The following is a 24109-nucleotide window of genomic DNA, read 5'->3' as shown; positions in this document are numbered from 1 at the left end:
TGGTGTCCTCTCGAGGGCCGGCCCCGTACAGGCCGGCCCTCTCATTTTCAGCAGCTACCCTTCCCCCCTACCTCGTCGCCGAACCTATCGATCGCCGGAGAAATACAATGTCGCCATAGTAGGCCGTGACGCGTTCCTTCGTATTGTCGGTGTCTGACATGATTGCCACGCCATTGATCAGCGGCGGATCTTCGCCAAACGCTTTCTTGTAATCGTCGTAAAGGTTTCGTGATTCATCGACCCACACGCCGACCTTCTGCGGCCCGCTTTCCACAACCACCATCTTCGCGAAATCCGTATAGACGTTGTCAACAATCGTTCCGACCGGCGCTTTGGAGTCCCAAATGTAGTTCAGCGCCCCGATCGGGATATCCCCGAAGATCGCCCGGCCGGCTTTGAATTTGAGTTTCTTCCCAAAACCGACCTTCTCGGGATCGTATTCGAAGGTGATATAGAGACGGGCCGGATAGTCGTCGCCGTCCTTACGACTCACGTCGCTGTTTTTGAGGAGATTCTCCACCTTCCACCTCCACTGCACGATAGGGAATTCTCTCGGGTCGATCCTGACCTCTTTGATGAGCCCTGACGCCGAGGCTTCGCTCACGGCCTTTACCACCACCCCTTGACCATCCTTGACCAGCTCATAGGAAGTTAGTTTCGACACCTTCTTAAAGGTCAATGGCCTCCAGCCGTCAGGCAGTCCCGGGCCTTCCGGACCCGCTGAGAATTTTGCCACTTCGAGTAAGGGTCCGCTCTGTGCCCCTACCAGAGCGGGACCGATCACCACCAGTCCCGCTAGCAGCACCACCTGTTTCAGCTCCCATCTTGTGGTCATTGAAATTGGATCGATTATCGCCGCATCCATGCAAAGAGCTTGATTAGAACGCTCTTCATGCGAGGGGTAAAGTGTGCTTTTCGCCAAAGGTTGATGACCTTCTTGTTCACTTCAGCTTGCGTCGGATAGGGATGGATCGTCCCTGCGATCGTTTTGGCACCCAAGCCGGCTCTCATCAAAACGGAGAATTCGTTGATCATATCGCCCGCATGAGCGGCCACAATCGTCGCACCGAGGATCTTGTCTGTGCCCTTTCGAATATGAACCCGCGCGAAGCCTTCCTCTTCGCCGTCCAGAATAGCCCGATCAACCTCGTCCAGTTTGAACGTATAGGTTTCGACTTCGATCCCTTCCTTCTTCGCGTCCGCTTCATACATGCCGACGTGCGCAACCTCTGGGTCCGTAAACGTACACCAGGGCATTATCAATGAGTCCGCACTCCCGTACCCGAGCCCGAGGGGGTGCGGAAATAAGGCGTTCTGAATGACGATCTGTGCCATCGCATCCGCGGCATGCGTAAACTTGTACCGTGAACAGATGTCGCCGGCAGCGAAGATTCGTCGATTCGTGGTCTGTAATCGGTCATTCACCTTAACACCGCTTTTGTCGAACTCAACGCCGACAATCTCCAGTCCAAGACCCTCTAGGTTTGGCGTGCGTCCCACGCCGACTACAATTTCATCAACCGTGACATCATACTGTCGGCCGTGCGAATCGACCGTCAATTGTTTGCCGCCCTCCCTTTTGGACGCCTTCAATTCTTTGCCGCAACAAAGCAGGGTGACGCCATCCCGTTTCATCGAACGCTCCACAGTCTCAGCCGCGTCGCGGTCTTCGTTCGGCATGATGCCGTGCAGAGCTTCGATGAGATAGACCTGGCTACCGAACCGGGCAAACGCTTGCGCGAGTTCACAACCGATCGGTCCCGCACCGATCACACCCAGGCGCGGTGGCAATTCAGTCAGCGAGAAAATTGTTTCATTCGTCAGATAGCGGACTTCTCGTAATCCCGGTATAGGAGGATCAGATGACCGCGCACCAGTGCAGATTGCAGCTTTGGCGAAGGTCAGAGTCCGGGTGCCGGCTGGACCTTCGACTGCGACGGTATCCGCTCCCGCAAACCGCGCATTCCCGATGAAGACATCCACCCCCAGCGACTTATACCGGTGCGTGGAATCGTTGTGGCTGATTCGGGCCCGCAGCCGCCTCATGCGAGCCATGACCTGGCCAAAGTCGTATTTCACTCCTGGAGGAATGTGCAGACCGAATTCCTCCGCGTGTTTGAGGTCCGACCACGCCCGTGCGGCTCGAATCATCCCTTTCGACGGCACGCAGCCAACGTTAAGACAGTCGCCACCCATCAGATGTCGCTCAACTAAGGCAACTTTTGCACCGACGCCCGCCGCAATCACAGCAGTAACCAATCCCGCAGTTCCCGCTCCAATCACAACGATATTGTAGCGGCCGGATGGCTCTGGATTGACCCAATTAGACGGATGAACGTTCCCGACTAACTGCCTGTTATATTCGTCATCGGGTAAAATCAGCGGAGAGTCAGACTGGCCCATCGTAACGATCCTCTCGGTCGGTTGAGTGATCATAGCGCCCGCCTTTTTGATTCAAAAGACCGGATGACACGAGCAAACCTGTCATGCCGGTTTCCTTTTCAACCGCCCATAAAAACTCGGTACCAGCGCCAACAGCCCCAAAAGCACGAGGGCCATAATCACGTTGGGGGAAGCGATTTCGTTCAGTGAATTGATGCTCCCGAATTGTCGCCCTGCGTATGCATAGACGAACGAGCCGGGGATGATTCCGAGTGCGGTAGCGGCAATGTAGGTGCCGACATTCACCCGCGTGAGACCGGAGACCAGGTTAACGACGAAAAAGGGGAACAACGGGATCAGCCGCAACGTCATGAGGTAGCTAAAGGCATTCTTCGAAAACCCTTCCTGGAAAGGACCGATCCACTTCCCAAATTTTTGTTCCACCGCATCCCGCAGCAGATACCGCGCGACGAGGAACGCCAGCGTTGCGCCAGTCGTCGCTCCTACGTTCACAAAGACGGTAGCGAAGACAGCACCAAACAGAAAACCGCCGACCACCGTCATTACAGCGCCTATAGGAAGTGAGAAACCAACGCCTACACAGTACATGACTATGAAGAGTGCTGCTGCCGCGCCATAGTTGGCTTCCGTGAATTCAAGGAGCCGGTCGCGGTTCGCCTTGACCATCACAAACACGTTCTGTGGGTCGAAGAAGAAGACCGCACCGAATGCGATCCCCATAAGGACCAGGGCAACAACAAGCTTCCCATGGCGAAACTTGCTTGCCCCGGACGTTTGCAGTGATGTTGTTATCATCGTTTGGCTCCTAATCATGGGGGCTCCTGTCCCAACTGTCAACGAGGCTTACCATCTGATCAGTCGATTTATTCCCCCGGGATCCTTACGGGGCTATGAAGAGGCTGATTGAAGCGTACTCCGAGTGGAGCGGTTCTATTCTACGACCGAGGACATGGAGTGGAGGCGGGGAATGGGCGCCGAGAGGTAAATGAGACGGCTCAGAACCTACTGCCAATGACGAGCAGAAAGATCGCGATCCATATCAAGCCTTCCGAACGCCTTCTCAACAGGGTCGATCTTCCCGTCGCCGTTGCGGTCCAATTCTTGGAAATGATCGTGGGTGAGTTCAGGAGTTTGAGGATCCGGCGTGCCGGCCGTGTGACGATTATGGCGCGGGTCGTAACGTGATGGATCTTGGAGAATACCGTGGTAGGTCAGGTCTGTGCGTGACGTAATCACTGCCTGAGTCTTGGCTTTCTTGCTTCCTTTGCCCTTCCGATGCAACGGCCGAGCCTTCTTCTGACCCTCAGTGGCGTCTTCCTTTGCTGGATGCTGGAGCGTGTTAGACAGGTGTTCTTGAGCCCTGGTACCGGGAGAAGCCTGCCCTATCTTTTGCTTCGTCGGCTTTTTGAGAGTTGCGGATGGTAGGGGTTTCTTCAGTTGACCCGATGATTCTGTAGGAGCCTGATCGTTCTGCTGCCGAGTTCCTGCTGGTGCATCCACGAGCAGGATCTCACAGCTAATCGCTGACAGGCATACGCTCAACAGGATGAATCCAGCACGACGTGCGCGCATTTCCTCTCCACTTCAAGAATCTCCAGTAAGTGTATCAGGTGGGAGGGGTAATGGAGGCATCGTAACACATTGATTTACAAACTGATTCGATCAAGAGCATCTTCTCGACCAACAGGGGAATGTCTGGTTCTTCTTGGTTCATTATGATCCGACTCAAAATGCCATGGTCTCTCGTCTAGCTTGTAAGGTTGCCCCCGTTTGCCCTACTCTCCTCTTACAGGAGACTATATCGATGGATCAAAACGAGCGCCTGATTAAGACGAAAGAGCAGTGGGCGAAGGCACGACGTGGCGGCGAAGAACGCGAAGTCTTCTCTGAAGGCGACGACCGGCTACCACCGGGGCAACACCTGGTAGAAACGTGGCCCGTCCTGGACCTTGGGTTCAAGCCGGACATTCCCCTTTCAGAATGGAAATTGACCATCGGAGGATTCGTGGCCCATCCTCTCACATGGACATGGGACCAATTCCTCGCTCGACCGCAATTCACGGATATCTCAGACTTTCACTGCGTCACGAGTTGGAGCCGATACGACAATGCATGGGAGGGCGTCAGTTTCAAACACATTCTCTCCGTCGTAGGGCCTCTCTCTCTGGCGAAGTTTGTACTCTTCAAGTCATACGATGACTATACGACGAATCTTCCGCTCGAAGCCTGCGACGACAGCGACGTGCTACTCGCCCATCAATGGAACGGCAAACCACTGACGAAAGAGCACGGCGGGCCGGTGCGTGTGATTGTCCCAAAACGCTACGCGTGGAAAGGAGCGAAGTGGGTCAAGGAGATCACGTTTGCGGACAAGGATGAGAAAGGATTCTGGGAAGTCCGTGGCTATTCCAACACGGCCCTGCCGTGGAACAATGATCGCTACGCATAAGGACGAACTATTTTCTTATCTATCGCTCCTTCACACAATACGGCAATGCCGCCCACTTTACTCGAAATCTCCAGAGTGGAATACTGGCCCGTCGACATCCCCATCACGGACCCGTTTGTTGTGGCTACCGGTGCACGCCTGATCGCAGAGAATGTTTTCGTTCGGATCACGCTTTCGGGCGGCGCACAAGGGTATGGTGAAGCGGCGCCATTCCCGGAGGTAGGTGGAGAAAATCGCGAGAGTTGCCTTGCAGTGCTCCAGCAGCTCAGCAAGACCATTCTGGGCCGGTCGGCCTTCGACTATGAAGCCATCGGACGTGTGCTATCTGAACAGGCACCGACCCATCCCGCCGCACGTTGCGGGCTGGAAACAGCCTGTATCGACGCCTATTGTCGGGCCTCCAATATACCAATGTGGCAACTCTGGGGAAGTGCCGATGTCCGTGAATACGAAACTGACATTACCATTCCCATCTGTGACATCGACACAACCCTGAGGTTGGCTCAGAAGTGGTATGCGAACGGTTTTCGGCTTTTCAAAATGAAGGTCGGGAACGATGTGGGGGAGGATATTCGACGGTTAGAAGCTGTTCACAAAACATCCCCTGGCGTCACCTTCATCGGTGACGGTAATCAAGGCTTTTCACGCGAGGGCTGCCTCCGCTTTGTGAATGGCATTAAGAAGTTTGGAGGGACGATGATCCTGCTTGAGCAGCCGGTCCTACGAGATGATCTCGATAGCATGGCCGCGATTCGGAGTGAGACAGGGATTCCCGTCGCTGCGGATGAGTCCGTGCGTTCGCTGATCGATGCTCAAGAGGTAGTCGCCCGAAAGGCCGTCGACTATATCAATATCAAGACCATGAAGACCGGTGTCGCGCAGGCCAAAGAGATCGTGTCGTTCACGAAACAGGCAGGGCTTAAACTCATGATCGGCGGAATGGTTGAATCGAGGATAGCCATGGGATGCTCGTTCAGCCTGGTCCTGGGTTTGGGAGGCTTTGAGATCCTCGACCTGGACACGCCATTGCTGTTGGCAAGAGATCCTGTCGAAGGAGGTTATCAGTACCGCGGACCTCAACTCGTGCCGTGGCAGGCTTCGGGTCTCGGCATGAGTTCCACTCCAACTCACCGCATGATGATATGCGAATGAAATCGGCTTTCCTTCTCGACTGAGCTCCAGCGTGATTGCAAGCCCTCTCTGAATATGGGCTCGGCGTCATCTGGCGAACCCCCGCACAACGATTGATAGATCCACTTGTTCACCGTACCCAGGCTGTTTGGTTTTCCAGAATCGACGGTCAGACCAACTGAAAAGGATTGACCGAAAGTTCGCCCCATTTGTTCACTGAGTTCATCTTGTACTCCTCCACCGACTAATTGACCGCTGCCGGTATTTCCGACCGACATGACGGTGGATATCTTGCCTTGTCCCGCATGAACTCCACCGCCACCAGACTTATTCCCATCCGCTTGATTGCTCGCATAGTTGGTAAGAGATGGTGATTGACCAGTGCCAACGCCTGAGAGATGATCAGCAGCGACTTCACACATTGACCTATCCGGACCGTAACCTGCTTGGACTGAGAATCGATCGTACTGTCGTGGCGGGTTTGGTTTGAATCCGATGGCATCAAGATCGGATGAATACGTGCCCGTCCAAGAAAAGGATACCTCCTCCGGACGAGCCACTTCAGCCACTGCTATCTCTGCTCCAACGCTCTGAGACTTTTTGGTGAAATGGGCGTATGAAAGCATAGCGACGGCGGCCAACATTCCGAGGATCGCCACGACAATCATCATTCCCACGAGCGTGAACGCCGACTCTCTCTGTTCTGTTTCATCTGTACTCATGAATTCTCTTCACACTTCAAGCAGTTGAGTTGTTGGCCAAGATGGCTTCTCCTGCCCGCTTCGGTGAGTACCCATGGACGGCTGGTGAGAGGCGGCTGGTGACGCACGTGCTGCCCATGGCCACAGGCCAGGTCGGCTACCCAATCGCCTTGCTCATCTTGGTGAAACCCGATAATCGCCTGTTTCATGACTGTTTCAAATCATCCAGGCTGACAACTGCTGACTGCTTGTGACCATCCGGGTTAGATCAGATCTCGCACTGCAAGGTGCTTTTGAGATTGTCTTTTATCGTGGCGACGAACCATTACACACCGTTGATTGACTCTTCCCATCGGCCAGGAGCATGGTATCGTCCATCGGGCGCAGAAGAAAGCTCGTCGCCACATGCCTTCTGCTGTGCTCAGTTTCGGCAGGTGTCCGTACGGACCTCATGGGCTGCGGCGGACCATCAGTGCAACCGATCATGTAACGAGAGGAGCCTCCGATGGGTATACAGAGGCCGGAAGATATCCATCATCTCTTTTCATCAGCCTTCAACGACGGAAACGTGGATGCGATCATCGCACTCTATGAGCCGGAAGGCGCGCTGATCCCGCAGCCCGGTCAAGTCACACGAGGGCATACCGCTATCCGCCATGCCCTCGCACAATTCCTGGCGCTGAAAGGAACGATGCACGTTCGAACCGTGTTCGTGATCCACGGCACCGGCGTGGCATTGCTCAGGGGACAGTGGACACTCACGGGAACCGGCCCAGACGGAAACCCTGTCAGAATGGTTGGCCAGAGTGTGGAGGTCGCACGCCAACAACCGACCGGTGACTGGCTCCTCGCGATTGATCACCCCTTCGGTGCCGACTGAGGCACTCAGAGCTTTTCAAATGGTAACTCCCGCCGGCGGGCCGCTGGCAGGAATGCCCACCGTCCTTGTTCCTGTTCATCGAAACTGCCGAGAAACACGACGTCTCGTTCAAGATGGCGAAACTCGGCCAGCGTAATCGCGCATCGCGTACCATCGACCACACGAGCATCGAACTGACCCACGACATAGACCAGGCCTGCAGGAGTCATATAGACGTTCCGCCGGCTCACGTATCCCGTGTCCGGAAAGAGTGTGGCCTCGGCCAGACAGTTCCGGGGACCTTTCACTGTCAGTCGGAGGTTGTATCTGGAAAGAAACGGGTGAGTCGCCACTCGCGTGATCGTCAGACGCATCTGGACCGCCGGTAGATCAACTGAGGCCGACACGGGCACATCACTATTACAGGCAAACAGGGAGAGAAGAAGGTACAGAATACCTTTCGTTCCGTGAGGCCGTTTCACTTGGCCGGTACTTTTGGCGCGGCACTGATCGCATCGAGCCCTGCTTGCGCACAGGCATCATCGAGGTGTGCACCGGGTGCTCCTCCGACTCCAATCCCACCGACAACATCGCCGCCGATTTCGATCGGCAATCCGCCTCCCAGCATCAGGATGTCGTTGTTCATGTCTCGCAGAGCTTGAAGCGTCGGCATCTTATTCATGAGTTCGGCCAACTCTGTGGTCGGACGACGAAGGCTGGCCGCGGTGTAAGCTTTTTTCCGGCTACTATCGACTGTATGTGGACCTGCTCCATCAGCACGAGCCATGGCACGAAGAACACCTGCCCGATCGACAACAGACACACTCACCCGATATCCATCCTTCTTGCAGGCATCTAGCGACGCTTGAACCGCTCTTCCCGCCAGATTGAGCGGGAGCACGGATTCCTTGGGAAGTTCATCGGCCAAGACCTCCGCTGGGATCAGCAGAGAGACCGTTGCAGAAACGAATATGAATGCCCGGCTGGAATTGCCCAGCCAGTCCATGCAGGAAATCCACCACGCCATTGTCTTACCTCCAGAAAATAAACTAATGGGCAGCAGCGTACGAAGGTGCTAGCACTCTGTCAAGAGGAGGGTACGTAGCGGAGAGGAATTGGACGAGAATTCGGAGGCTAGCTCCAGACGACGCGTTCTTGATTTAGAAGATAATCGATTACTTCGATGCTTTCGCGCATTTGCGTCTGGGCCTGTTCAGACATCGGCAGGACAGCCCCGACAATTTTGCCCGGTTCCACGTCATCAAGCGACGGAATGCCGTTGCTGAATCGCTTCTCGCGGTCTTGTCGGTAGCTCGCCACGGGTGCCTTTCATGCCTAGCTTTCGATTCCATACTTCACTTCGCCAGGCTCGCTGAGTCATCGCGTTCGGTACCTACTGTTAGCATAGCATACGGAGTTCACCCTCCTTGGTAACGATCCGTATCTCATTGATTATTTTAACTATTCTGCCGTCTACTGAGGTAAGTTCGAAGCAGGGGCAAGCGCTCCGAGGTAAGGAAATTCGCCGATCTTGATGAGCGGCGTATCTGCACGGAGACGAAAATCGTCGTGGCCGGCATCGACAAACCCGGGATCGCCTGTGATGTCGGATGTGCTTTTGAGCTCGGGCGCCAACCGGTGAGGGGAACCACTCCGAACATAATCGCCATCGCTGTTATAGAGCGCATTAAACGACGTCGTGGCGTGGCTCGATGACGAAAAGAGAAACCCAACCTTGTTCAGTCCGACGACATTTCCAGACACTTCGCTTTGTGAGGTTCCAAGAAAAGCGACACCGCCGCCATTTTTCACGAGAGTATTGCTTATTAAGACGGCTTTAGCCCGATCGTTGACGACCACCGCTTCGAACAGACTGCGCGTAATCACATTGCGCTCCAGCCGGACTTCAGATTTTCCAGCAACATTGACGCCGTGATCGTTGTCATGGATGAAGTTGCCGATCAATACAGCCTGGGAATCAGCAAACTGCACGCCGGTCGTTTCGCTTCCCCCGATGGTGCAGTCTTCAATGCGCACATTCTGCACCTGTTGGCTAAAGAGCATGCCGTTCACTTTGAGATGCCGAAGAATTATCCCCTGTCCATTGAAGAGACCGACGGCATGTCCGCCATGATCATTGATCGTCATTTCGCTGATTTCGATATCCGTCGCCCCATAGGGCCACTTTCCAACATGAAGTGCGCCAACAATTTCTTCACGCCCCAACAGCGTGACCTGGTCCCGTCCAGCGCCCACAAGCTTGACCTTTTCCTTACTATGAATCGTCACGTCCTGAGGATATTGGCCGGGCTTGATAAAGACGATATCACCCTTCTTGGCCACATCAACCGCTTCCTGGATTGATGTGAAATCCCCGCTTCCATCGAGCGCCACAACGATCGTCCGTGGACTAGGCGACACTCCTCCATCGGCACGTACGCCTCCCGCCCCCCAGAACCCGCACAACGCCATGAGACCGAGGACTACCATCCGTTTCATGCAAAAGCTCATACAGGCGTGCCCCTTCGGAAGTCAATCCAGGTTTGTTGTGACAGAGGAAGTCGCATGTTATGCTCCGTTGCCATGATTCTCGTGGGACTGACGGGGGGGATCGCCACCGGCAAAACCACGGTCGCGAACATGTTCAAGCGATGCGGCGCAGTCGTGATCGACGCGGATGTGCTCGCACGAGAAGTAGTCCGACCCGGAAAGCCGGCGTGGCGCGCGATCGTCAAAACATTCGGCGGGAACGTGCTGAATCCGGATCAGACGATCAACCGTCATGTACTCGGCCACATCGTATTCAGAAATCGAACCAAGCTTCGACTGCTGGAACGAATCATCCATCCCCGCGTCGCCCGGCTTCAGGCACACCTGACGAGGCAGGCCGCTAGAAAAGCCCCCGATGCGGTCATTATCTATGATGTTCCGCTCCTATTTGAAGTTGGCATCGACAGACGATTCGACAAGATCATTGTCGTCGTCGCGGATCGCAACAAGCAGGTTGCCCGCCTGAAGGCACGGAACGGCTTGACCCGCACGTTGGCACTTCAACGAATTCGAAGCCAGATGCCTCTTTCCAAAAAGGTCCAGAAAGCTGACTTTGTGCTCGATGGTGCCCTCTCGAGGAGCGTGCTGCAACGGAACGTCCGACAGCTCTATAAAACCCTTCAGACTCTCGCCTAGCCGTTCATTCCCTATACATTCCCCTCTCAGCCTGTGCTAGATTGCAGACATGCGCCAAGTCGTCATCATCGGCTCCGGGCCAGCAGGTCTCACCGCAGCAGTCTATAGCGCACGAGCGAACTTGTCCCCTTTGCTGATTGAGGGCTGGCAATCGGGCGGTCAACTGACAACGACCACCGAAGTGGAGAACTACCCCGGCTTCGCAAAGGGAATCCTGGGCCCTGAACTGATGAAAGAGATGAGAGCTCAGGCCGAACGATTCGGAACCGAGTATATGACCGGCGACATCACCGCCGTTGATATACAAACACGTCCCTTCATCGTGACCGTCGACGGCGAACAGACTCTTCAAGCCAAAACACTGATTATCGCGACTGGTGCGTCAGCCCTTCAGATCGGGCTCAAAAATGAATCGCGCTTAACTGGGCACGGCGTTTCGACATGTGCGACATGTGATGGATTCTTTTTTCGAGGCAAAGAACTCATCGTCGTCGGGGGCGGCGACAGTGCGATGGAAGAAGCGATCTTTCTCACCAAATTCGCCACCAGAGTCTCCGTCGTCCACCGGCGCGACAAGCTTCGCGCATCCAAAATCATGCAAGACCGCGCCATGAAGAACGAGAAAATTACGTTTATCTGGAACTCGGTCGTGGAGGATATTCTCGGGACCGATGTGGTCACAGGTGTCCATCTCAAGAACCTCGTCACGGGCAAGACGGCTGATCTCGCCTGCGCCGGCGTGTTTGTCGCGATCGGCCATTGGCCGAACACGACATTGTTCGCCGGGCAACTCGACATGGATGAAAAGGGGTACATCAAAACACATGCAGGAACAGCAACCAGCGTTCCCGGAGTGTTCGCCGCCGGTGACGTACAGGACTCGAAATACCGCCAGGCTGTAACCGCCGCCGGTTCTGGTTGCATGGCAGCCATCGACGCGGAACGGTTTCTGGAAGGAGAAGGCCAACATTGAAGCGCTGCCAGCTCTCAGCCATCATCCGGAAGTGTCAGCTGGTGCTGAAAGCTGATGTCTGAAAGCTAAGAATGCGCTGCGTGATCATCCATTATCACGAGCTTGCTCTCAAGGGCCGCAACCGCGAACATTTCGAGCAGCGTCTCGTACGGAATATCCGGTGGGCCCTCAAGGGCCTCGGCGTGAAACGCGTCGAAAATCTGCGGAGTCGGATCCGCGTCATCCTCCCTAACGGCGTTTCAGATGACATCGTCAAAGACCGGCTCGTTCGGGTGTTTGGGATCGCCAACTTCTTAATGGCCTGTATGATGCCGCTTGATTTGGCTCACCCAGACCTGGGCGAGCTAAACAATGCGATCGGTCAGGACCTTCAGCAACGAAGCTTCACAACCTTCCGCGTCACAGCCAAGCGTGCCGATAAACGGCTCCCTCTCACCTCGATGGATGTAGAGCGAGCTGTCGGCAAGCACCTGTGCACCATCACTGGGAAAAAAGTGAGTTTGACGAACCCGGATCTCACCGTGTATGTCGAACTGCTCTCGAAGGATGTCTACTACTCGGTCGACAAAGTGGTTGGGCCTGGCGGGATGCCGGTGGGTGTCAGCGGTAAGGTGGCCTGTTTGATTTCGGGAGGTATCGATTCACCGGTTGCCGCCTATCGGATGATGAAGCGCGGATGCCGTGCATTGTTCGTCCATTTCTCAGGCCGCCCGTTGGTCGGCCGGGCTTCAGAAGAAAAGGTCCACGACCTCGTGCAGGCATTAACAGCCCATCAGTACCAGTCTCGACTCTACGTGGTTCCTTTCGGGGAAATTCAACGCGAGATAGTGGCTCAGGCGCCCGCGCCGTTCCGCGTGGTGCTGTACCGTCGCCTGATGCTCCGGATTGCCGAGGAGCTCGCGCAACGAGAACAGTGCTGGGGATTAGTGACCGGCGACAGCCTTGGCCAAGTCGCCTCGCAAACACCGGAAAACCTCTCGGTCGTTCAGGAGGCGGCGGAACTGCCAATCTTGCGGCCCCTGATCGGCATGGACAAGGCTGAAATCACAGACCAGGCCCAACGGATCGGTACGTTCTCGATTTCCATCGAGCCGGATCAGGATTGTTGTTCACTCTTTACCCCCCCGCACCCCAGTACGAAAACCCGCATCGACGACATCCGCAAGATCGAACGGATGTTTGACATCGGCGCGCTCGTCAAACAAGGACTCGACAGGGCCGAGTTGTCCGATTTTACCTACCCTCGGTAGCCCGCGCGAGGGCCCTTTCTTTCACGATCCTGAAATGCGCCTCCAGCTCCCGCCGCATCGCCATCGCCACCAGCCAATCTGGAACGAGGAAGTCGATCTCGACGACCAGCTCGAATTCGGCTTTCGTTCGACTCCCGTCACCCCCCGGGCCCAACTTCCACACTCGGTGGTACCGTTTAAAATCGCCGGCCTTCAGGTCGGTCATCAGTCCCCCGCCCGGCAACGCCCTCGACTCACTGACAAGTCGGCGCTCTCCCGGCAACAGGGCATGCTGGATTCGAAGATCCATCGTGGCGACCCCGTGCTCAATCGCGAGGCTGGCAATTTTCATCCGAACATCGAAAAGCTCAGGCCAATGGCCATAATCGGTCAGAATAGCCTGGATAATCTCCGGCTTGGCGGGAAAGAACACCTGCGCCACAGCTCGGATACCGCCCCCGGACTCGACATTTACGGTTAAGCTGTCAGATTCGGAAAGATTGTCGGCGAACACCGGAGTTGTCGTGCTCAGGGCGAGGGAGAGCGACCACAGAAGGCAGGCGACCGCACATGGCATGAGCCAAACAACTCGTCTATCCCACAATCGCATCGAGTAACCGCTGATGAACTCGTCGGACGCGTTCCAGCTGACCCTTGGCGGGGAACCGTTCATAAAAGCCCTCGGCTCGAAATTCCTTGACGAGTGACGCCCAGGGTTTCAGAAGTTCTGCGAACGGCTGGTGTGACCGTTGTTCATCCCAGTCGCTCATCAACTTGCGATCGATGACTAGGTCATCCAACACACGGATCAACGCTTTCAATGTGACGTCGCGAGTAAACATGTACCGCTCATTGTTTCCCCACACCTCTTCCATCACGTCTTTCACACCCTTCAGGTAGTCGCGCACCAGCGCGTAACAACGATCCGCCCTCATCCCCAAATGCGACTCCATCCATCGCCTATGGGCGTTGACGACTTTGAGTAGCTCGTTAAAGACTTCCGATTGGAGAATCCATTTCTCCTGCTTGCTGCGGCCACCGAGTCGATTGATCTTATATTGCAACGGCGAATCCGCTTCTGCATACAAGAGATTCACTACTTTCGCGGCGAATTTCTTTTCCGGACTCTCCCAAGACACCTTCTCGTACAGATCGACGAGATGGGAGCGATTGATCCTCGTATGGGTGCTGTTGATGATCACGAACATCTCCGTCGCAAAATCGCCGCTGCGTCCGTCGAACAAGACACAAGGCACTTCGACGTTCTCGATTTGATCCTGGTGTTTCGCCCGAAAGAAATGCAGTCCCGCCAACCGGTGCTGACCGTCGATCACCAGATACTTCCCCTTCGGCTCGCTCAGATGTCCGACAGACTCGGAATCACCGGCTTTTTGAAAACGAAGCGTTTCATCGGTAAACAACAGGATTGTTCCGGGAATCATCGGCTGCGCGACGACTGTTTCATAGAAATTCACGATCTGTTTGATCTTCTGTCGATTCAGGACTCGTTGAAAACCCTTCTCGCTTCGTTCGATGCCGGCAATGAACTGCGCGACTTCGTCGTGCTCGGAAATCTTGCCTTGCGCGATCTCTTCGCCTTCAAAATAATAGCGGCTCGTAAAACGAACCTTCTCCAGCAAATCGACCGCCTTGTACGCAATAAAGTAGAAGGTGCCTTCTTTCTGACGAATACGAGTCGCGAGCATGGAACCTCCGTCGTTTCGAGTGGAATGCCGGCGGACAGATTCTACGCGGACCCTCCGGTGGTCGCAAGACGCGAGACTATGCTACCATCGCTTTCGTGATGACCGCACAGTGGATGACGCTCACGGCTTTGCTGGCTCTTTTGGCACTATGTGGTGTGGCTCCTCCGGAGGTCAACGCACAGCCGATGGACGATCCTGGCGCAACGACTGAACTGTCGTGCAGTTTTGGTATGGCGAAAGGGGAGTCTGGGCAAACATGTCAGGTGCCATTTCCGCAAGGATGTCTCGTCGCACACATCCCTGGTACAAACAAACCGTGGACGACCATTTCCAAAGGCGGGGCGACCCGCTGTAAATTCGACGAGAAAGCCACTGATTGGAAGACCCGCATCACCGGAGTCTGTGGCCGCTGTACCTCTCCTCAGTGCTCGGCTCAGTTCCACGTCCGATTTAATTGTTCCGGGCGGTAATCTCTCCCCCATGTCTCTGTCAGAGACCATCAGAGCCGAAGCCCGATCACTCGGGTTCGATGCAGTCGGCATCAGCCGTCTTTCAAGACAATCTGACCGACAGACAACACAGACCCACGACCTGCCAGCACTCTTCTTGGCAAGACTACGAGATTGGCTCTCACGTAACTTCCACGGCACGATGGCTTGGATGGAACGAGATCCGGAAAGACGCGCCGACCCACAACGTGTGCTCCCCGGCTGCCGTTCCCTCATTTCTGTCGGAATGAACTATCTGACGAACCATCGGGCCCATGAGCAGCCGGGGTTCGGACGCATCGCTCGCTATGCCTGGGGTAAGGATTACCACCAGACCCTCGGCAAAAAATTGATGCAGCTCGAGGCGCGCATTGCCACCCTAGCCCCCACCGCCGTGACACGATCCTATGTTGACACTGGCCCGATCATGGAGAAGGCCTGGGCTCAACAGGCAGGTCTGGGATGGATTGGCAAACACTCGAACCTCGTCTCGGCGCAGTTTGGGTCCTGGCTCCTCCTCGGTGAAATCCTTACCACCTTAGAACTCGACCCGGACGAGCCGGCGTCCGACCTCTGCGGAAGCTGCTCCCTGTGTATCCAAGCCTGCCCGACCGGCGCAATCGTTGAGCCCTATGTGGTTGACGCAAACCGCTGCGTGTCGTACCTCACTATTGAGTTCCGTGGACCCCAGGAGGCTATTCCCAACGATTTGGCATCAAAGATGGGCAACCGTATCTTCGGGTGTGACGATTGTCTCGATGTCTGTCCGTTTAATCTCAGGGGAGGGGTAACCAGAGAGCCGGCGTTCACCCCGAGCCGCGTTACCCTGGCCCCTCAGCTTGACGAATTGGGAGACCTGCAAGAGCAGGCCTTTGAGGAAACATTTCGTGAAAGCCCAATACGACGAGCCAAACAGCAAGGCTTCGCACGTAACGTCGCTATTGCACGGGCTAATCTTTCGCACCAGCACCAGTCCTAGGGTTCCCCCTACCCCCCCCCACTTGCTGGCCTGGTCCCCCTTTCTTCTCACCGCAAAGAAGAGTAGGCTAAACAACTGTTAGTGGGTTGTCCGCGAAGAGGTAGGAAGCAGGAGTGGTCCTATGCACCCCCCGGTCATTTTGCTCATATCAGCCAACCCGTCCTTACGCTCCCTTTTCGACCAAGCTCTGGCTTCTGTTGATGCGACGGCCTTGACTGTCACGTCAACACGTGACGCAATTCGTGTCGTCACGGATCAGCCAGACATTCGCGCAGTCTTCTATGACGACAGCACCGGGAGAGAGATGAGACATATGGTTCTGACCCAGACTCGCCTGGTCCGACCACCGGTCCCCGTCATAGTCTTGGGAGAAGACCGCACGGCCAAGGCCGCAGTTGAAGCTTTGCATGAGGGGGCCGACAACTATCTCGTCCAGCCGGTCATGGTCGATGACATAAGAACTGCCATCCTCAAGACGCAAGAAAGCCGCTGCCAGCCAATCCACTCCCATTCTGATCGTCTCGACAGATTCGAGCAGGTCATCAGTGTCTCGCCTCAGATGAAGTTGATTAAGCAGCTCGCCAGCGAAGTCGCGCGCACCGATGCCACCGTGCTCATCACGGGCGAGAGCGGAACGGGCAAAGAACTCTTCGCACGGGCCATTCACGCGGCCAGCCCGAGAGCTGAGGGGCCCCTCGTGGCGCTCAATTGTGCGGGAATTCCTGAAAACCTACTGGAATCCGAGTTGTTTGGCTATCAACGCGGAGCCTTCACCGATGCGAAGCAAGCGAAACCCGGCAAATTCCAATTGGCCGAGGGCGGCACTTTATTCCTGGATGAGGTCGGTGAGATGAGTCCGGCTGCACAGGCGAAATTGCTCCGCGTCTTGGAAGACCGTCACGTCGATCCGCTTGGTGACACGCAAAGTTACAAAGTTAACATCCGCGTTATTGCCGCAACGAATGAAGACTTGCCGGCTCATATCAAGTCGGGACGATTCCGGTTGGACCTCTACTACCGACTGAACGTGTACCAACTTCGGATCCCGCCCCTGCGCGAACGGCCGGAAGACATTGAGCCGATTCTTCTAGCCTTCCTCGATCGAGCCCGACTTGAACGTGGAATCCGGATCCGAGCTGTGTTGCCAGACGCGCTAAAGCTGCTTCAACTGCACGACTGGCCAGGGAACGTACGAGAGCTGCACAATGTGGTCGAATGGCTCACGATCACATGCCGCAACGAGACGATCCGACCGGAGGATCTGCCACTATCCGTGCGGGGTGAACGACCACTTCGCACGGAAACGCCGAACGAGAAACCCTCGCTATTGGCGTTCGGCCTGTCATTTCAAGAGATGGAAAAGAAGATGTTGGAGGAAGCATTACGGAAATCGAGTGGGAATGTCTCCGAGGCAAGCCGGCTTCTCAAAATGACCCGCAACACCCTCCGTTACCGAATGGCCAAATACCACATCCAATAAGGCAGGCTTCCGCTCACCCTGCTACGGGAGGATCCTCTACGCAGCGGAATCCAAGGTGGGATCACCAATAAAGAACCGGATTTATTCTCGCCTCAAATCCGCCACGGTAACGCCATCCCCTCCCTCACTACGGTCACCAGGGCGGCTTTTGACGACGTAGGGTGAGTCTTTCAAATATTGCCTGAGCGCGGCCTTTAGCTTGCCGGTCCCGTGCCCATGAATAATGCGGAGGGACGGCGAACCCGCCAGGGTCGCACGGTCGAGCGCAGCAATGACATGGTCCAGGGCTTCATCCGCCGCCTGACCCCTCACATCCACCAGAGCGTGGTGGTCTCCAACGGGATTTGCCTGTTCGACAGGCTGAGGAGGTCTGGCCGCAGCAACTCGTTCGGTCAACACCGCGTTTCCTCGCCCAATTCCCACGAGGCTCGAAACGGTCGCGAGGAGTTCGCCCTCCCCTACTCGGAGGCGAACCCGCTTCTTGCCCTGCGGGACTTCGAGCAGCGTCCCGGTCATACCGAGCCCGCTGATTTCGACTTGATCTCCAACGGTTAACTGATCCAGTGGAATCGGTGTAACCGTCGGACCAAGCTCCGCGCTCGTCTGCTCTTCCAATTCAATCAGCCGCTGCTTGGTTTCTTTGGCCTTGATCAGCTTTTGCTCGCGTTTCAGGGCATCGACTGTTGCTTGCACTTCAGTGCGCACACGGTTGAACTGCTCGCTCAGTTTCTTCTTGATTCCCTTTCGTTCTTCACGCTCGGTGACTTCGAGCTGTGCCAATCGCTCGCGCGCTTCGCGAACCGCCCGTTCGGCCTCAACTTTCGCTTCAGCCACTTGCTCAATATCGTCCATCAGACGCCGCTGCTTGCGGTGTAAATCGCCCAGCAAGTCTTCCAGCGCGGTGGCGTCTTTCTTCAGGCGGAGTCTGGCATCGTCAAGGAGCAACTGATCCATTCCCAGGCGTGCAGCGATCTCCAGTGCGGACGAGCTGCCTGGGATACCCATGAACAGCCGATACGTCGGAGCCAAGGTCGTCACATCGAATTCGACCGCCGCATTCGCAAATCCGGCCGTTGTTTGAGCCAATGCTTTCAGTGAGCCGTAGTGCGTTGTCGCCACAACTTTCATGTTGAGCGCAGCCAATCGGCACAGCAAGGCTTCTGCCAGCGCTGCCCCTTCAGCCGGATCCGTGGAGGTGACCGGCTCATCCAGTAAGACCAATGCCTGCCCGATCGCCGGCGCTCGGTTGGTTTCGGCAAGAAGTTGAATCATCTGTGTCATATGGGCCGAAAAACTCGACAAGTCTCTGGTTAGATCTTGGGCATCCCCGATGTCGGCATAGATATCGGGGAATATCGCCATGTCGGACTCCGGGTCACAGGGCAGATGCAAGCCAGCCCTTACCATCAGCGCGAAAAGCCCGACGATCTTGAGCGTCACAGTCTTCCCGCCGGTATTCGGTCCCGAAATGATCAGCACGCGTACGGTTTCTTTCATGAGAATCTCATTGGCCACCACGTCGTTCTTCGAAAGCAGCAGCAATGGATGCATGGCCTTTTTCAGCAGCACCCGCCCTGCATCGTTTAGACCGACGGGATGGGCCTTGAGCTGCCGGCCGAGTGAAGCCTTAGCAGTAATGCAGTCGAGTTCTGCCAACGCATCGAGCGCAGCACGAATGACCCCGGCCTGTTCAGCAACACATTCGGTGAGCTCTCGGAGAATCCGCCGCACTTCCCGCTCAACTTCGAGATCGGCGACTTTGATGGAGTTGTTCAGCTCAACCAACTCACGCGGTTCGAGAAACACCGTCGCACCGCTGGCCGATATGTCATGGACGATTCCCGGGACGCGTCCGCGCATATCCGTCTTGATCGGCACAACGTATCGTCCTTCGCGCTGAGCGAAGTACTGTTCTTGCAAGACTTCCGCGTAGCGACGAGAAAGGAGAATCTGCTCAAGGTGATGTCGCATCTGCTGTTTAAGAACCTGAGCATGATGAGACAGTCGTTTCAGGTCCGGCGTGGCTGATTCCTTGATCGATCCGTCGGCGTCAATCGCAGCCTCGAGCGAGTTCCTTAATCTGATACGTTCCGCGTCAGCCCGAAGCGGAGCCGCCACCTCCGCCAGCATAGGAGCTTCCAGCCGGTGCCGTCTCAACACACTGTCCACGGCCTCGCTCAATTTCAGCGCAACCGCACAATCCCGGAGTTCATGAGCTTCAAGTGTGGCTCCCTTCTGCGCCCGCCCCAATAGTTCCCGGACATCCGAGAACGAGAGGGTGGGAAGCGGATCGCTGCCGTCTTGAAGCCGTCGCATCTCCGAAGTTTCCCGTTGGAGCCGTTGCGCACCAACCACGTCGGCGCTGAGGCCAAGAACACGGCAACGTTCCATGCCGAGGGTCGACCGTGCATGATAGGCTAGAGCTTCAAGGAGTCTGGGCCACTCCAACACCTGCGTGGCCTTCTCAAATAGATTCACAACTCCCTCATCGGATTGAGACGTTACGTGAGCATGGACTCTAGCGAAACGCGCGCCATGGACGCAAGGCAAACGCCAATCGGGTAGAGATCAACCATCGTCCATGCTCCCTACATGTCAGACGAAAACTCCCCAAGTTCGACGCGGAGTTACTCCTTCCGTATAGCTTGACAAGGTACGGAGCCACCGATACTATCGCGGTCGGTCTCGTGCACGAAATCACCTTGCACTTTCTACTCTGAGGAACAAAACCTTATGGCTATCAGGATCGGGATCAATGGCTTCGGGCGCATCGGGCGAAACGTCTTGCGGGCCTCCTTAGGCGACTCTGACCTTCACTTTGTCGCGATCAATGACCTCACCGACGCAAAAACACTGGCCTATTTGTTGAAGTACGACTCGGTCCACGGAACGCTGAAAGGAACGGTCGAAGCCAAGGACGATCACATCCTTATCGATGGAAAAGCCATCAAAGTCCTGGCCGTCAAGGACCCGAAGGAACTGCCTTGGAAAGACCTCAATGTCGACGTTGTGATTGAATCGACCGGCCGATTCACCGACCGGGAGGGCGCGGGGAAACACCTGTCTGCCGGCGCCAAGTCCGTCATCATATCCGCGCCGGCGAAAGACCCGGACGTCACGATCGTCCTGGGCGTCAACGAGAATACCTACGATCCGAAATCTCATCACATCGTCTCGAACGCATCCTGCACGACGAACTGCCTGGCTCCCGTGGCCAAAGTCTTGATGGAGACCTTCGGCATCAAGCACGGTGTGATGACGACAATCCATTCGTACACGAACGATCAGCAACTGCTCGATTTGCCCCATAAGGACTTGCGTCGCGCCCGAGCAGCCGGGATGTCGATGATCCCCACCAGCACGGGAGCAGCAAAGGCCCTCCACCTCGTCATCCCTCAGCTCAAAGGAAAGATGGATGGTCTCGCCATCCGTGTCCCAACTCCGAACGTCTCGCTCGTGGATCTGACGGTGGAAACCGAAAAGGATTGCGATGTCGCGTCAGTCAATGAAGCGTTTCGCAAAGCAGCCAATGGCCCTATGAAAGGCATACTCCAATACTCCGAAGCTCCCATCGTCTCGATCGACCAGAAGGGCGACGACCATTCCGCCACTGTGGATGCTCCCCTCACCAGTGTGATCGACAAGCGGCTGGTGAAAGTAACCGCCTGGTACGACAATGAATGGGGCTATTCGTGCCGAGTGCGGGATTTGATCAAGGTAATCGCCGCCAAATCAAAAGGGTGCTGAGTTGTTCCAAGCACTCCGGTTTCACCCCGGTAATTTCCGACGTTGATTCTTTGATCCGAGAGGGCCGGCACAGGGTGCGTGCATGAATCTTCATAAGCTCACGATCAACGACGTACAGCTACGAAACCAGCGGGTGATCATCCGTGCCGATTTCAACGTTCCGTTAGACGATTCCCTCCAGATTACGGACGACACACGAATTCGCTCAACTCTGCCGACCATTAATCATGTCGTCGACGACGGAGGAAAAGTCATCCTCTGCTCTCACCTCGGCCGTCCCAAAGGCAAATTCGATCCGAAGTATAGTTTGGCCCCGATCGCAAAACGTTTGGGGCGATTGCTCGGCAAGGAGGTTATCTTCGCCCCGGACTGTATCGGCCATGCTGTCGAAACGCTCGTGGCCAAAATGAAGCCGGGCGATGTGATGCTGCTCGAAAACCTTCGCTTCCATCCGGGGGAAGAGAAAAACGACGACGCCTTTTCGAAATCTCTGGCGGCTCTGGGCGACGTGTACATTAACGATGCCTTTGGCGCTGCACACCGGGCCCATGCTTCGACCGTCGGGATTACGAAATTCATCAAAACCTCGGTCGCGGGATTTCTCCTCAAGAAAGAAATTGAATATCTTGAAGGAGCCGTCGAAAACCCCGTGCGCCCATTCGTCGCCATCCTCGGCGGTGCGAAAGTGTCCGGGAAGATCGGCGTCATTGAGAACCTGGGCAAGCGGGTCGATAAAGTCATTATCGGCGGGGGCATGGCGTTTACTTTTTTGAAAGCCAAAGGACTTGAGATCGGCAACTCACTGGTTGAAAACGACATGCTGGATTTTGCCAAAGGCATCGAGGAGCATGCCTTCTCCCGCGGTGTGAAGTTCTATTTGCCGGTAGACTGCGTCGTGGCAGCCAGCCGCGAGCCTGGCGCGGAATCGAAGATCGTCCCCGTGCAGGAGATTCCCAAGGACTGGTATGCGCTCGACATCGGCCCAGCCTCTGTGAAGCTGTTCACCGAAGCGGTGCAGAACGCCAAGACGATCCTCTGGAACGGCCCCATGGGCGTATTTGAGACTGACGCCTACGCTCGCGGGACGCTCTCCATCGCTCACGCGATCGCGGATGCCTATGCCCTGACGATCGTCGGCGGCGGTGAAACGGCGATGGCTGTCCATCGCGCCGGAGAATCGGAAAACATCTCGTTCATATCAACCGGCGGCGGCGCGGCGCTGGAACTCTTGGAAGGCAAGCCACTCCCGGGGTTGACCGCCTTGCCGGAACGCCAAGACTAACACCACTGGCCTCACACAGCCCACGCCGATACGCTGAAGCGCTGTGCGTACACCACTTATCATCGGGAACTGGAAGATGAACAAGACGTCGTCGGAGGCGTCTGCGTTCGTCCCTCAACTCCTCAATCGACTGCCGAGGCCCTTGAACTGCGAACTGGTTCTCGCGCCTCCCTTTACAGCCTTGGAATCGGTTCGTACCGCTCTACGCTCTTCCCCTGAGATCGGTCTCGCAGCTCAAAATCTCCATTGGGAGGGCCACGGCCCCTTCACCGGTGAAGTGTCTGGCCCCATGTTGCGCGATCTTGGATGCCGCTATGTGCTCGTGGGACATTCGGAACGTCGCACGCTCTTTGGAGAGCGTGACGAAGAGGTTCAAAAGAAAATAAGGGCCGCACTTATTCATGAACTGCGGCCGATTCTCTGTGTCGGAGAGTCTCTCACTGAGCGGGAGACTGGCCAGACGGAATCGGTCGTGACCACTCAATTGAAGCGCGCTCTGGCAGACCGATCTGACCAAGAACTGTCACGGATCGCGATTGCCTATGAGCCGATCTGGGCCATAGGCACAGGGCGAGCGGCAACTGTCGAACAAGCGGCAGCCGTCCATCGATCGATTCGCAGTTTCATCGCGACAGGGTGGAAGAAGGAATTGGCCTCAACCATGAGAGTTCTCTACGGAGGAAGTGTGACGCCACAGAACATCGACTCGCTGTTGGCGGCTGACGACATCGACGGCGCGCTTGTCGGTGGGGCTTGTCTCGATCCGGATTCGTTTGCTAGAATCGCGCTGGCTGGGCACAAGAAACGTTCTTAATCGATCGGATGGAGTATGTATACGTTGCTCGTCATCGTTCACGTGTTTGTATGTTTCCTCATGATTGGAGCGATTTTGCTGCAATCAGGCAAAGGGGCGGAGATCGGCGCAGCATTTGGCGGATCGAGTCAAACAGTATTCGGTAGCCGTGGCCCTGCTAATTTCCTCAGCAAATTTACTGTCATTGTCGCATCCGTATTCATGCTGACTTCGTTTAGTCTCGCGATCCTCGCAAAAGAGCGTAATTTTGCCTCCACCGTCATCGATTTAAAGAAAAAGGAAGCCTCGCAACCCACCCCAACAGCCCCGGTTGGCACACCTGCGGCGCCTGCTGGAGATTCGCATTCATCCAGCGACTCTCCTGGCGGCCACTAACAGATTGAGAGGACTCGGTTAATCGAATGAGCGGTTCTCGAGAATGTCCGCTACCGGACTGTGTGCCTCGGCTTGGATCAAAGGGAAACTAGCATGATGAGGCCCATCAGGATTTTCCCACATCACAGACGGCTGAGGGTGAGGCTGCATCAAGTGAGGAGAGAAGTGACCTGCCCCCTGTAGTTGTACCACTTGCAATGTGACTCACGCGCACCGTGGCGCGATGGCTTCCGGTGCCGGCGGACGATAGCCCAGGGCGCTGTGGGGCCGAATCCGGTTGTAGGTCTGCCGCCAGCGCTCCACGAGC

Annotated in this window: 27 protein-coding genes; 13 read left to right on the top strand and 14 right to left on the bottom strand. The window is 55.8% G+C overall.

Translation table 11 applies throughout. From position 1 onward, the window contains the following. Window positions 1-67 precede the first annotated feature (67 nt). The 4 genes from VEI50_16600 to VEI50_16585 form a co-directional block, all read right to left on the bottom strand. Complete coding sequence (locus VEI50_16600) at window positions 68-865, bottom strand: DUF3047 domain-containing protein (protein ID HXX76752.1); 798 nt, start codon at window positions 863-865, stop codon at window positions 68-70. Then, window positions 850-2436 carry a mercuric reductase gene (locus VEI50_16595; GenBank protein HXX76751.1) on the bottom strand — a complete coding sequence of 529 codons (1587 nt, stop codon included), beginning with the start codon at window positions 2434-2436 and terminating at the stop codon, window positions 850-852. Before VEI50_16595 ends, VEI50_16600 begins: the two co-directional genes overlap by 16 nt. Window positions 2437-2484: 48 nt before the next feature. Then, window positions 2485-3198 carry a TVP38/TMEM64 family protein gene (locus VEI50_16590; protein HXX76750.1) on the bottom strand — a complete coding sequence of 238 codons (714 nt, stop codon included), beginning with the start codon at window positions 3196-3198 and terminating at the stop codon, window positions 2485-2487. Window positions 3199-3405: 207 nt separating this feature from the next. Further along, on the bottom strand, window positions 3406-3975 hold the full coding sequence (locus tag VEI50_16585; GenBank protein ID HXX76749.1) for an EF-hand domain-containing protein: 570 nt from the start codon (window positions 3973-3975) through the stop codon (window positions 3406-3408). Window positions 3976-4207: 232 nt separating this feature from the next. Here VEI50_16585 and VEI50_16580 point away from each other — a divergent pair, with 232 nt between their 5' ends. Next, window positions 4208-4852, top strand: a complete 645-nt coding sequence (locus tag VEI50_16580; GenBank protein HXX76748.1) for a sulfite oxidase-like oxidoreductase — start codon at window positions 4208-4210, stop codon at window positions 4850-4852. A gap of 45 nt (window positions 4853-4897) precedes the next feature. Continuing rightward, window positions 4898-6004 (top strand): dipeptide epimerase, encoded by a 1107-nt coding sequence (locus VEI50_16575; GenBank protein HXX76747.1) that lies wholly within the window; start codon window positions 4898-4900, stop codon window positions 6002-6004. Here VEI50_16575 and VEI50_16570 read toward each other — a convergent pair. Then, window positions 5980-6705 (bottom strand): prepilin-type N-terminal cleavage/methylation domain-containing protein, encoded by a 726-nt coding sequence (locus VEI50_16570; protein ID HXX76746.1) that lies wholly within the window; start codon window positions 6703-6705, stop codon window positions 5980-5982. The two genes, VEI50_16575 and VEI50_16570, sit on opposite strands and share 25 nt — an antisense overlap. Continuing rightward, window positions 6702-6893: a DUF3565 domain-containing protein gene (locus tag VEI50_16565; protein ID HXX76745.1), complete on the bottom strand. Its 192-nt coding sequence runs from the start codon at window positions 6891-6893 to the stop codon at window positions 6702-6704. Before VEI50_16565 ends, VEI50_16570 begins: the two co-directional genes overlap by 4 nt. 296 nt (window positions 6894-7189) lie before the next feature. Here VEI50_16565 and VEI50_16560 point away from each other — a divergent pair, with 296 nt between their 5' ends. Next, window positions 7190-7564, top strand: coding sequence for a nuclear transport factor 2 family protein (locus VEI50_16560; protein ID HXX76744.1), 375 nt, complete (start codon window positions 7190-7192; stop codon window positions 7562-7564). Window positions 7565-7569: 5 nt separating this feature from the next. Here the strand turns inward: VEI50_16560 and VEI50_16555 are convergent, their stop codons facing one another. From VEI50_16555 to VEI50_16540, 4 genes are all read right to left on the bottom strand, one after another. Then, window positions 7570-7950, bottom strand: a complete 381-nt coding sequence (locus VEI50_16555) for a hypothetical protein (GenBank protein HXX76743.1) — start codon at window positions 7948-7950, stop codon at window positions 7570-7572. 71 nt (window positions 7951-8021) lie between these two features. Beyond that, window positions 8022-8570 (bottom strand): heme-binding protein, encoded by a 549-nt coding sequence (locus tag VEI50_16550; protein HXX76742.1) that lies wholly within the window; start codon window positions 8568-8570, stop codon window positions 8022-8024. Between the two features lie 107 nt (window positions 8571-8677). Beyond that, window positions 8678-8863 carry a hypothetical protein gene (locus VEI50_16545; protein HXX76741.1) on the bottom strand — a complete coding sequence of 62 codons (186 nt, stop codon included), beginning with the start codon at window positions 8861-8863 and terminating at the stop codon, window positions 8678-8680. 153 nt (window positions 8864-9016) lie between these two features. Continuing rightward, a complete protein-coding gene (locus VEI50_16540) occupies window positions 9017-10042 on the bottom strand; it encodes a pectinesterase family protein (GenBank protein ID HXX76740.1) in 1026 nt (341 codons plus the stop codon). Window positions 10043-10108: 66 nt separating this feature from the next. On the opposite strand from VEI50_16540, the gene coaE reads away from it, so the two are divergent. The 3 genes from coaE to thiI all read left to right on the top strand — a co-directional run bounded on the left by coaE (window position 10109) and on the right by thiI (window position 12952). Further along, window positions 10109-10729, top strand: a complete 621-nt coding sequence (coaE, locus tag VEI50_16535; GenBank protein HXX76739.1) for a dephospho-CoA kinase — start codon at window positions 10109-10111, stop codon at window positions 10727-10729. 49 nt (window positions 10730-10778) lie between these two features. Beyond that, window positions 10779-11702, top strand: a complete 924-nt coding sequence (trxB, locus tag VEI50_16530; GenBank protein HXX76738.1) for a thioredoxin-disulfide reductase — start codon at window positions 10779-10781, stop codon at window positions 11700-11702. An 80-nt stretch (window positions 11703-11782) separates the two neighbouring features. Beyond that, a complete protein-coding gene (gene thiI, locus VEI50_16525; GenBank protein ID HXX76737.1) occupies window positions 11783-12952 on the top strand; it encodes a tRNA uracil 4-sulfurtransferase ThiI in 1170 nt (389 codons plus the stop codon). Here thiI and VEI50_16520 read toward each other — a convergent pair. Both VEI50_16520 and VEI50_16515 read right to left on the bottom strand, forming a co-directional pair. Beyond that, window positions 12936-13508 carry an SRPBCC family protein gene (locus tag VEI50_16520; GenBank protein ID HXX76736.1) on the bottom strand — a complete coding sequence of 191 codons (573 nt, stop codon included), beginning with the start codon at window positions 13506-13508 and terminating at the stop codon, window positions 12936-12938. The genes thiI and VEI50_16520 overlap by 17 nt on opposite strands. Window positions 13509-13524: 16 nt before the next feature. Next, window positions 13525-14637 carry a DGQHR domain-containing protein gene (locus VEI50_16515; protein ID HXX76735.1) on the bottom strand — a complete coding sequence of 371 codons (1113 nt, stop codon included), beginning with the start codon at window positions 14635-14637 and terminating at the stop codon, window positions 13525-13527. 98 nt (window positions 14638-14735) lie between these two features. Between VEI50_16515 and VEI50_16510 the strand changes: the two genes are divergently transcribed. The 3 genes from VEI50_16510 to VEI50_16500 all read left to right on the top strand — a co-directional run bounded on the left by VEI50_16510 (window position 14736) and on the right by VEI50_16500 (window position 17584). Beyond that, window positions 14736-15107: a hypothetical protein gene (locus tag VEI50_16510; GenBank protein HXX76734.1), complete on the top strand. Its 372-nt coding sequence runs from the start codon at window positions 14736-14738 to the stop codon at window positions 15105-15107. Between the two features lie 10 nt (window positions 15108-15117). Continuing rightward, complete coding sequence (queG, locus tag VEI50_16505; protein ID HXX76733.1) at window positions 15118-16104, top strand: tRNA epoxyqueuosine(34) reductase QueG; 987 nt, start codon at window positions 15118-15120, stop codon at window positions 16102-16104. Window positions 16105-16225: 121 nt separating this feature from the next. Continuing rightward, window positions 16226-17584 carry a sigma-54 dependent transcriptional regulator gene (locus VEI50_16500; protein HXX76732.1) on the top strand — a complete coding sequence of 453 codons (1359 nt, stop codon included), beginning with the start codon at window positions 16226-16228 and terminating at the stop codon, window positions 17582-17584. 81 nt (window positions 17585-17665) lie between these two features. On the opposite strand, the gene VEI50_16495 is transcribed toward VEI50_16500, so the two are convergent. Next, entirely contained in the window at window positions 17666-20062 is a 2397-nt protein-coding gene (locus tag VEI50_16495; protein HXX76731.1) for an endonuclease MutS2, read from the bottom strand. 255 nt (window positions 20063-20317) lie between these two features. On the opposite strand from VEI50_16495, the gene gap reads away from it, so the two are divergent. From gap to secG, 4 genes are all read left to right on the top strand, one after another. After that, window positions 20318-21331 carry a type I glyceraldehyde-3-phosphate dehydrogenase gene (gap, locus tag VEI50_16490; GenBank protein HXX76730.1) on the top strand — a complete coding sequence of 338 codons (1014 nt, stop codon included), beginning with the start codon at window positions 20318-20320 and terminating at the stop codon, window positions 21329-21331. 82 nt (window positions 21332-21413) lie between these two features. After that, complete coding sequence (locus VEI50_16485; GenBank protein HXX76729.1) at window positions 21414-22613, top strand: phosphoglycerate kinase; 1200 nt, start codon at window positions 21414-21416, stop codon at window positions 22611-22613. Between the two features lie 43 nt (window positions 22614-22656). Then, window positions 22657-23427: a triose-phosphate isomerase gene (gene tpiA, locus VEI50_16480; protein ID HXX76728.1), complete on the top strand. Its 771-nt coding sequence runs from the start codon at window positions 22657-22659 to the stop codon at window positions 23425-23427. Between the two features lie 15 nt (window positions 23428-23442). Then, window positions 23443-23802 carry a preprotein translocase subunit SecG gene (gene secG / locus VEI50_16475; GenBank protein HXX76727.1) on the top strand — a complete coding sequence of 120 codons (360 nt, stop codon included), beginning with the start codon at window positions 23443-23445 and terminating at the stop codon, window positions 23800-23802. 204 nt (window positions 23803-24006) lie between these two features. Here secG and VEI50_16470 read toward each other — a convergent pair. Next, the coding region (locus VEI50_16470) for an integrase core domain-containing protein (GenBank protein HXX76726.1) at window positions 24007-24109 on the bottom strand (103 nt) is incomplete at its 5' end.

Source organism: Nitrospiraceae bacterium (assembly GCA_035623075.1).
In the GTDB taxonomy this organism is placed as follows: Bacteria; Nitrospirota; Nitrospiria; order Nitrospirales; family Nitrospiraceae; genus DASPUC01.
This window is presented reverse-complemented; position numbering and strand designations above follow the sequence as displayed.

What these genes read in the sequence shown, in the direction of transcription:
- VEI50_16600 (HXX76752.1), bottom strand. Translation starts at nt 865, where the DNA reads ATGGATGCGGCGATAATCGATCCAATTTCAATGACCACAAGATGGGAG.
- VEI50_16595 (HXX76751.1), bottom strand. Translation starts at nt 2,436, where the DNA reads ATGATCACTCAACCGACCGAGAGGATCGTTACGATGGGCCAGTCTGAC.
- VEI50_16590 (HXX76750.1), bottom strand. Translation starts at nt 3,198, where the DNA reads ATGATAACAACATCACTGCAAACGTCCGGGGCAAGCAAGTTTCGCCAT.
- VEI50_16585 (HXX76749.1), bottom strand. Translation starts at nt 3,975, where the DNA reads ATGCGCGCACGTCGTGCTGGATTCATCCTGTTGAGCGTATGCCTGTCA.
- VEI50_16580 (HXX76748.1), top strand. Translation starts at nt 4,208, where the DNA reads ATGGATCAAAACGAGCGCCTGATTAAGACGAAAGAGCAGTGGGCGAAG.
- VEI50_16575 (HXX76747.1), top strand. Translation starts at nt 4,898, where the DNA reads ATGCCGCCCACTTTACTCGAAATCTCCAGAGTGGAATACTGGCCCGTC.
- VEI50_16570 (HXX76746.1), bottom strand. Translation starts at nt 6,705, where the DNA reads ATGAGTACAGATGAAACAGAACAGAGAGAGTCGGCGTTCACGCTCGTG.
- VEI50_16565 (HXX76745.1), bottom strand. Translation starts at nt 6,893, where the DNA reads ATGAAACAGGCGATTATCGGGTTTCACCAAGATGAGCAAGGCGATTGG.
- VEI50_16560 (HXX76744.1), top strand. Translation starts at nt 7,190, where the DNA reads ATGGGTATACAGAGGCCGGAAGATATCCATCATCTCTTTTCATCAGCC.
- VEI50_16550 (HXX76742.1), bottom strand. Translation starts at nt 8,570, where the DNA reads ATGGCGTGGTGGATTTCCTGCATGGACTGGCTGGGCAATTCCAGCCGG.
- VEI50_16540 (HXX76740.1), bottom strand. Translation starts at nt 10,042, where the DNA reads ATGAAACGGATGGTAGTCCTCGGTCTCATGGCGTTGTGCGGGTTCTGG.
- coaE (HXX76739.1), top strand. Translation starts at nt 10,109, where the DNA reads ATGTTATGCTCCGTTGCCATGATTCTCGTGGGACTGACGGGGGGGATC.
- trxB (HXX76738.1), top strand. Translation starts at nt 10,779, where the DNA reads ATGCGCCAAGTCGTCATCATCGGCTCCGGGCCAGCAGGTCTCACCGCA.
- VEI50_16520 (HXX76736.1), bottom strand. Translation starts at nt 13,508, where the DNA reads ATGCCATGTGCGGTCGCCTGCCTTCTGTGGTCGCTCTCCCTCGCCCTG.
- VEI50_16515 (HXX76735.1), bottom strand. Translation starts at nt 14,637, where the DNA reads ATGCTCGCGACTCGTATTCGTCAGAAAGAAGGCACCTTCTACTTTATT.
- VEI50_16510 (HXX76734.1), top strand. Translation starts at nt 14,736, where the DNA reads ATGACCGCACAGTGGATGACGCTCACGGCTTTGCTGGCTCTTTTGGCA.
- queG (HXX76733.1), top strand. Translation starts at nt 15,118, where the DNA reads ATGTCTCTGTCAGAGACCATCAGAGCCGAAGCCCGATCACTCGGGTTC.
- VEI50_16500 (HXX76732.1), top strand. Translation starts at nt 16,226, where the DNA reads ATGCACCCCCCGGTCATTTTGCTCATATCAGCCAACCCGTCCTTACGC.
- gap (HXX76730.1), top strand. Translation starts at nt 20,318, where the DNA reads ATGGCTATCAGGATCGGGATCAATGGCTTCGGGCGCATCGGGCGAAAC.
- VEI50_16485 (HXX76729.1), top strand. Translation starts at nt 21,414, where the DNA reads ATGAATCTTCATAAGCTCACGATCAACGACGTACAGCTACGAAACCAG.
- secG (HXX76727.1), top strand. Translation starts at nt 23,443, where the DNA reads ATGTATACGTTGCTCGTCATCGTTCACGTGTTTGTATGTTTCCTCATG.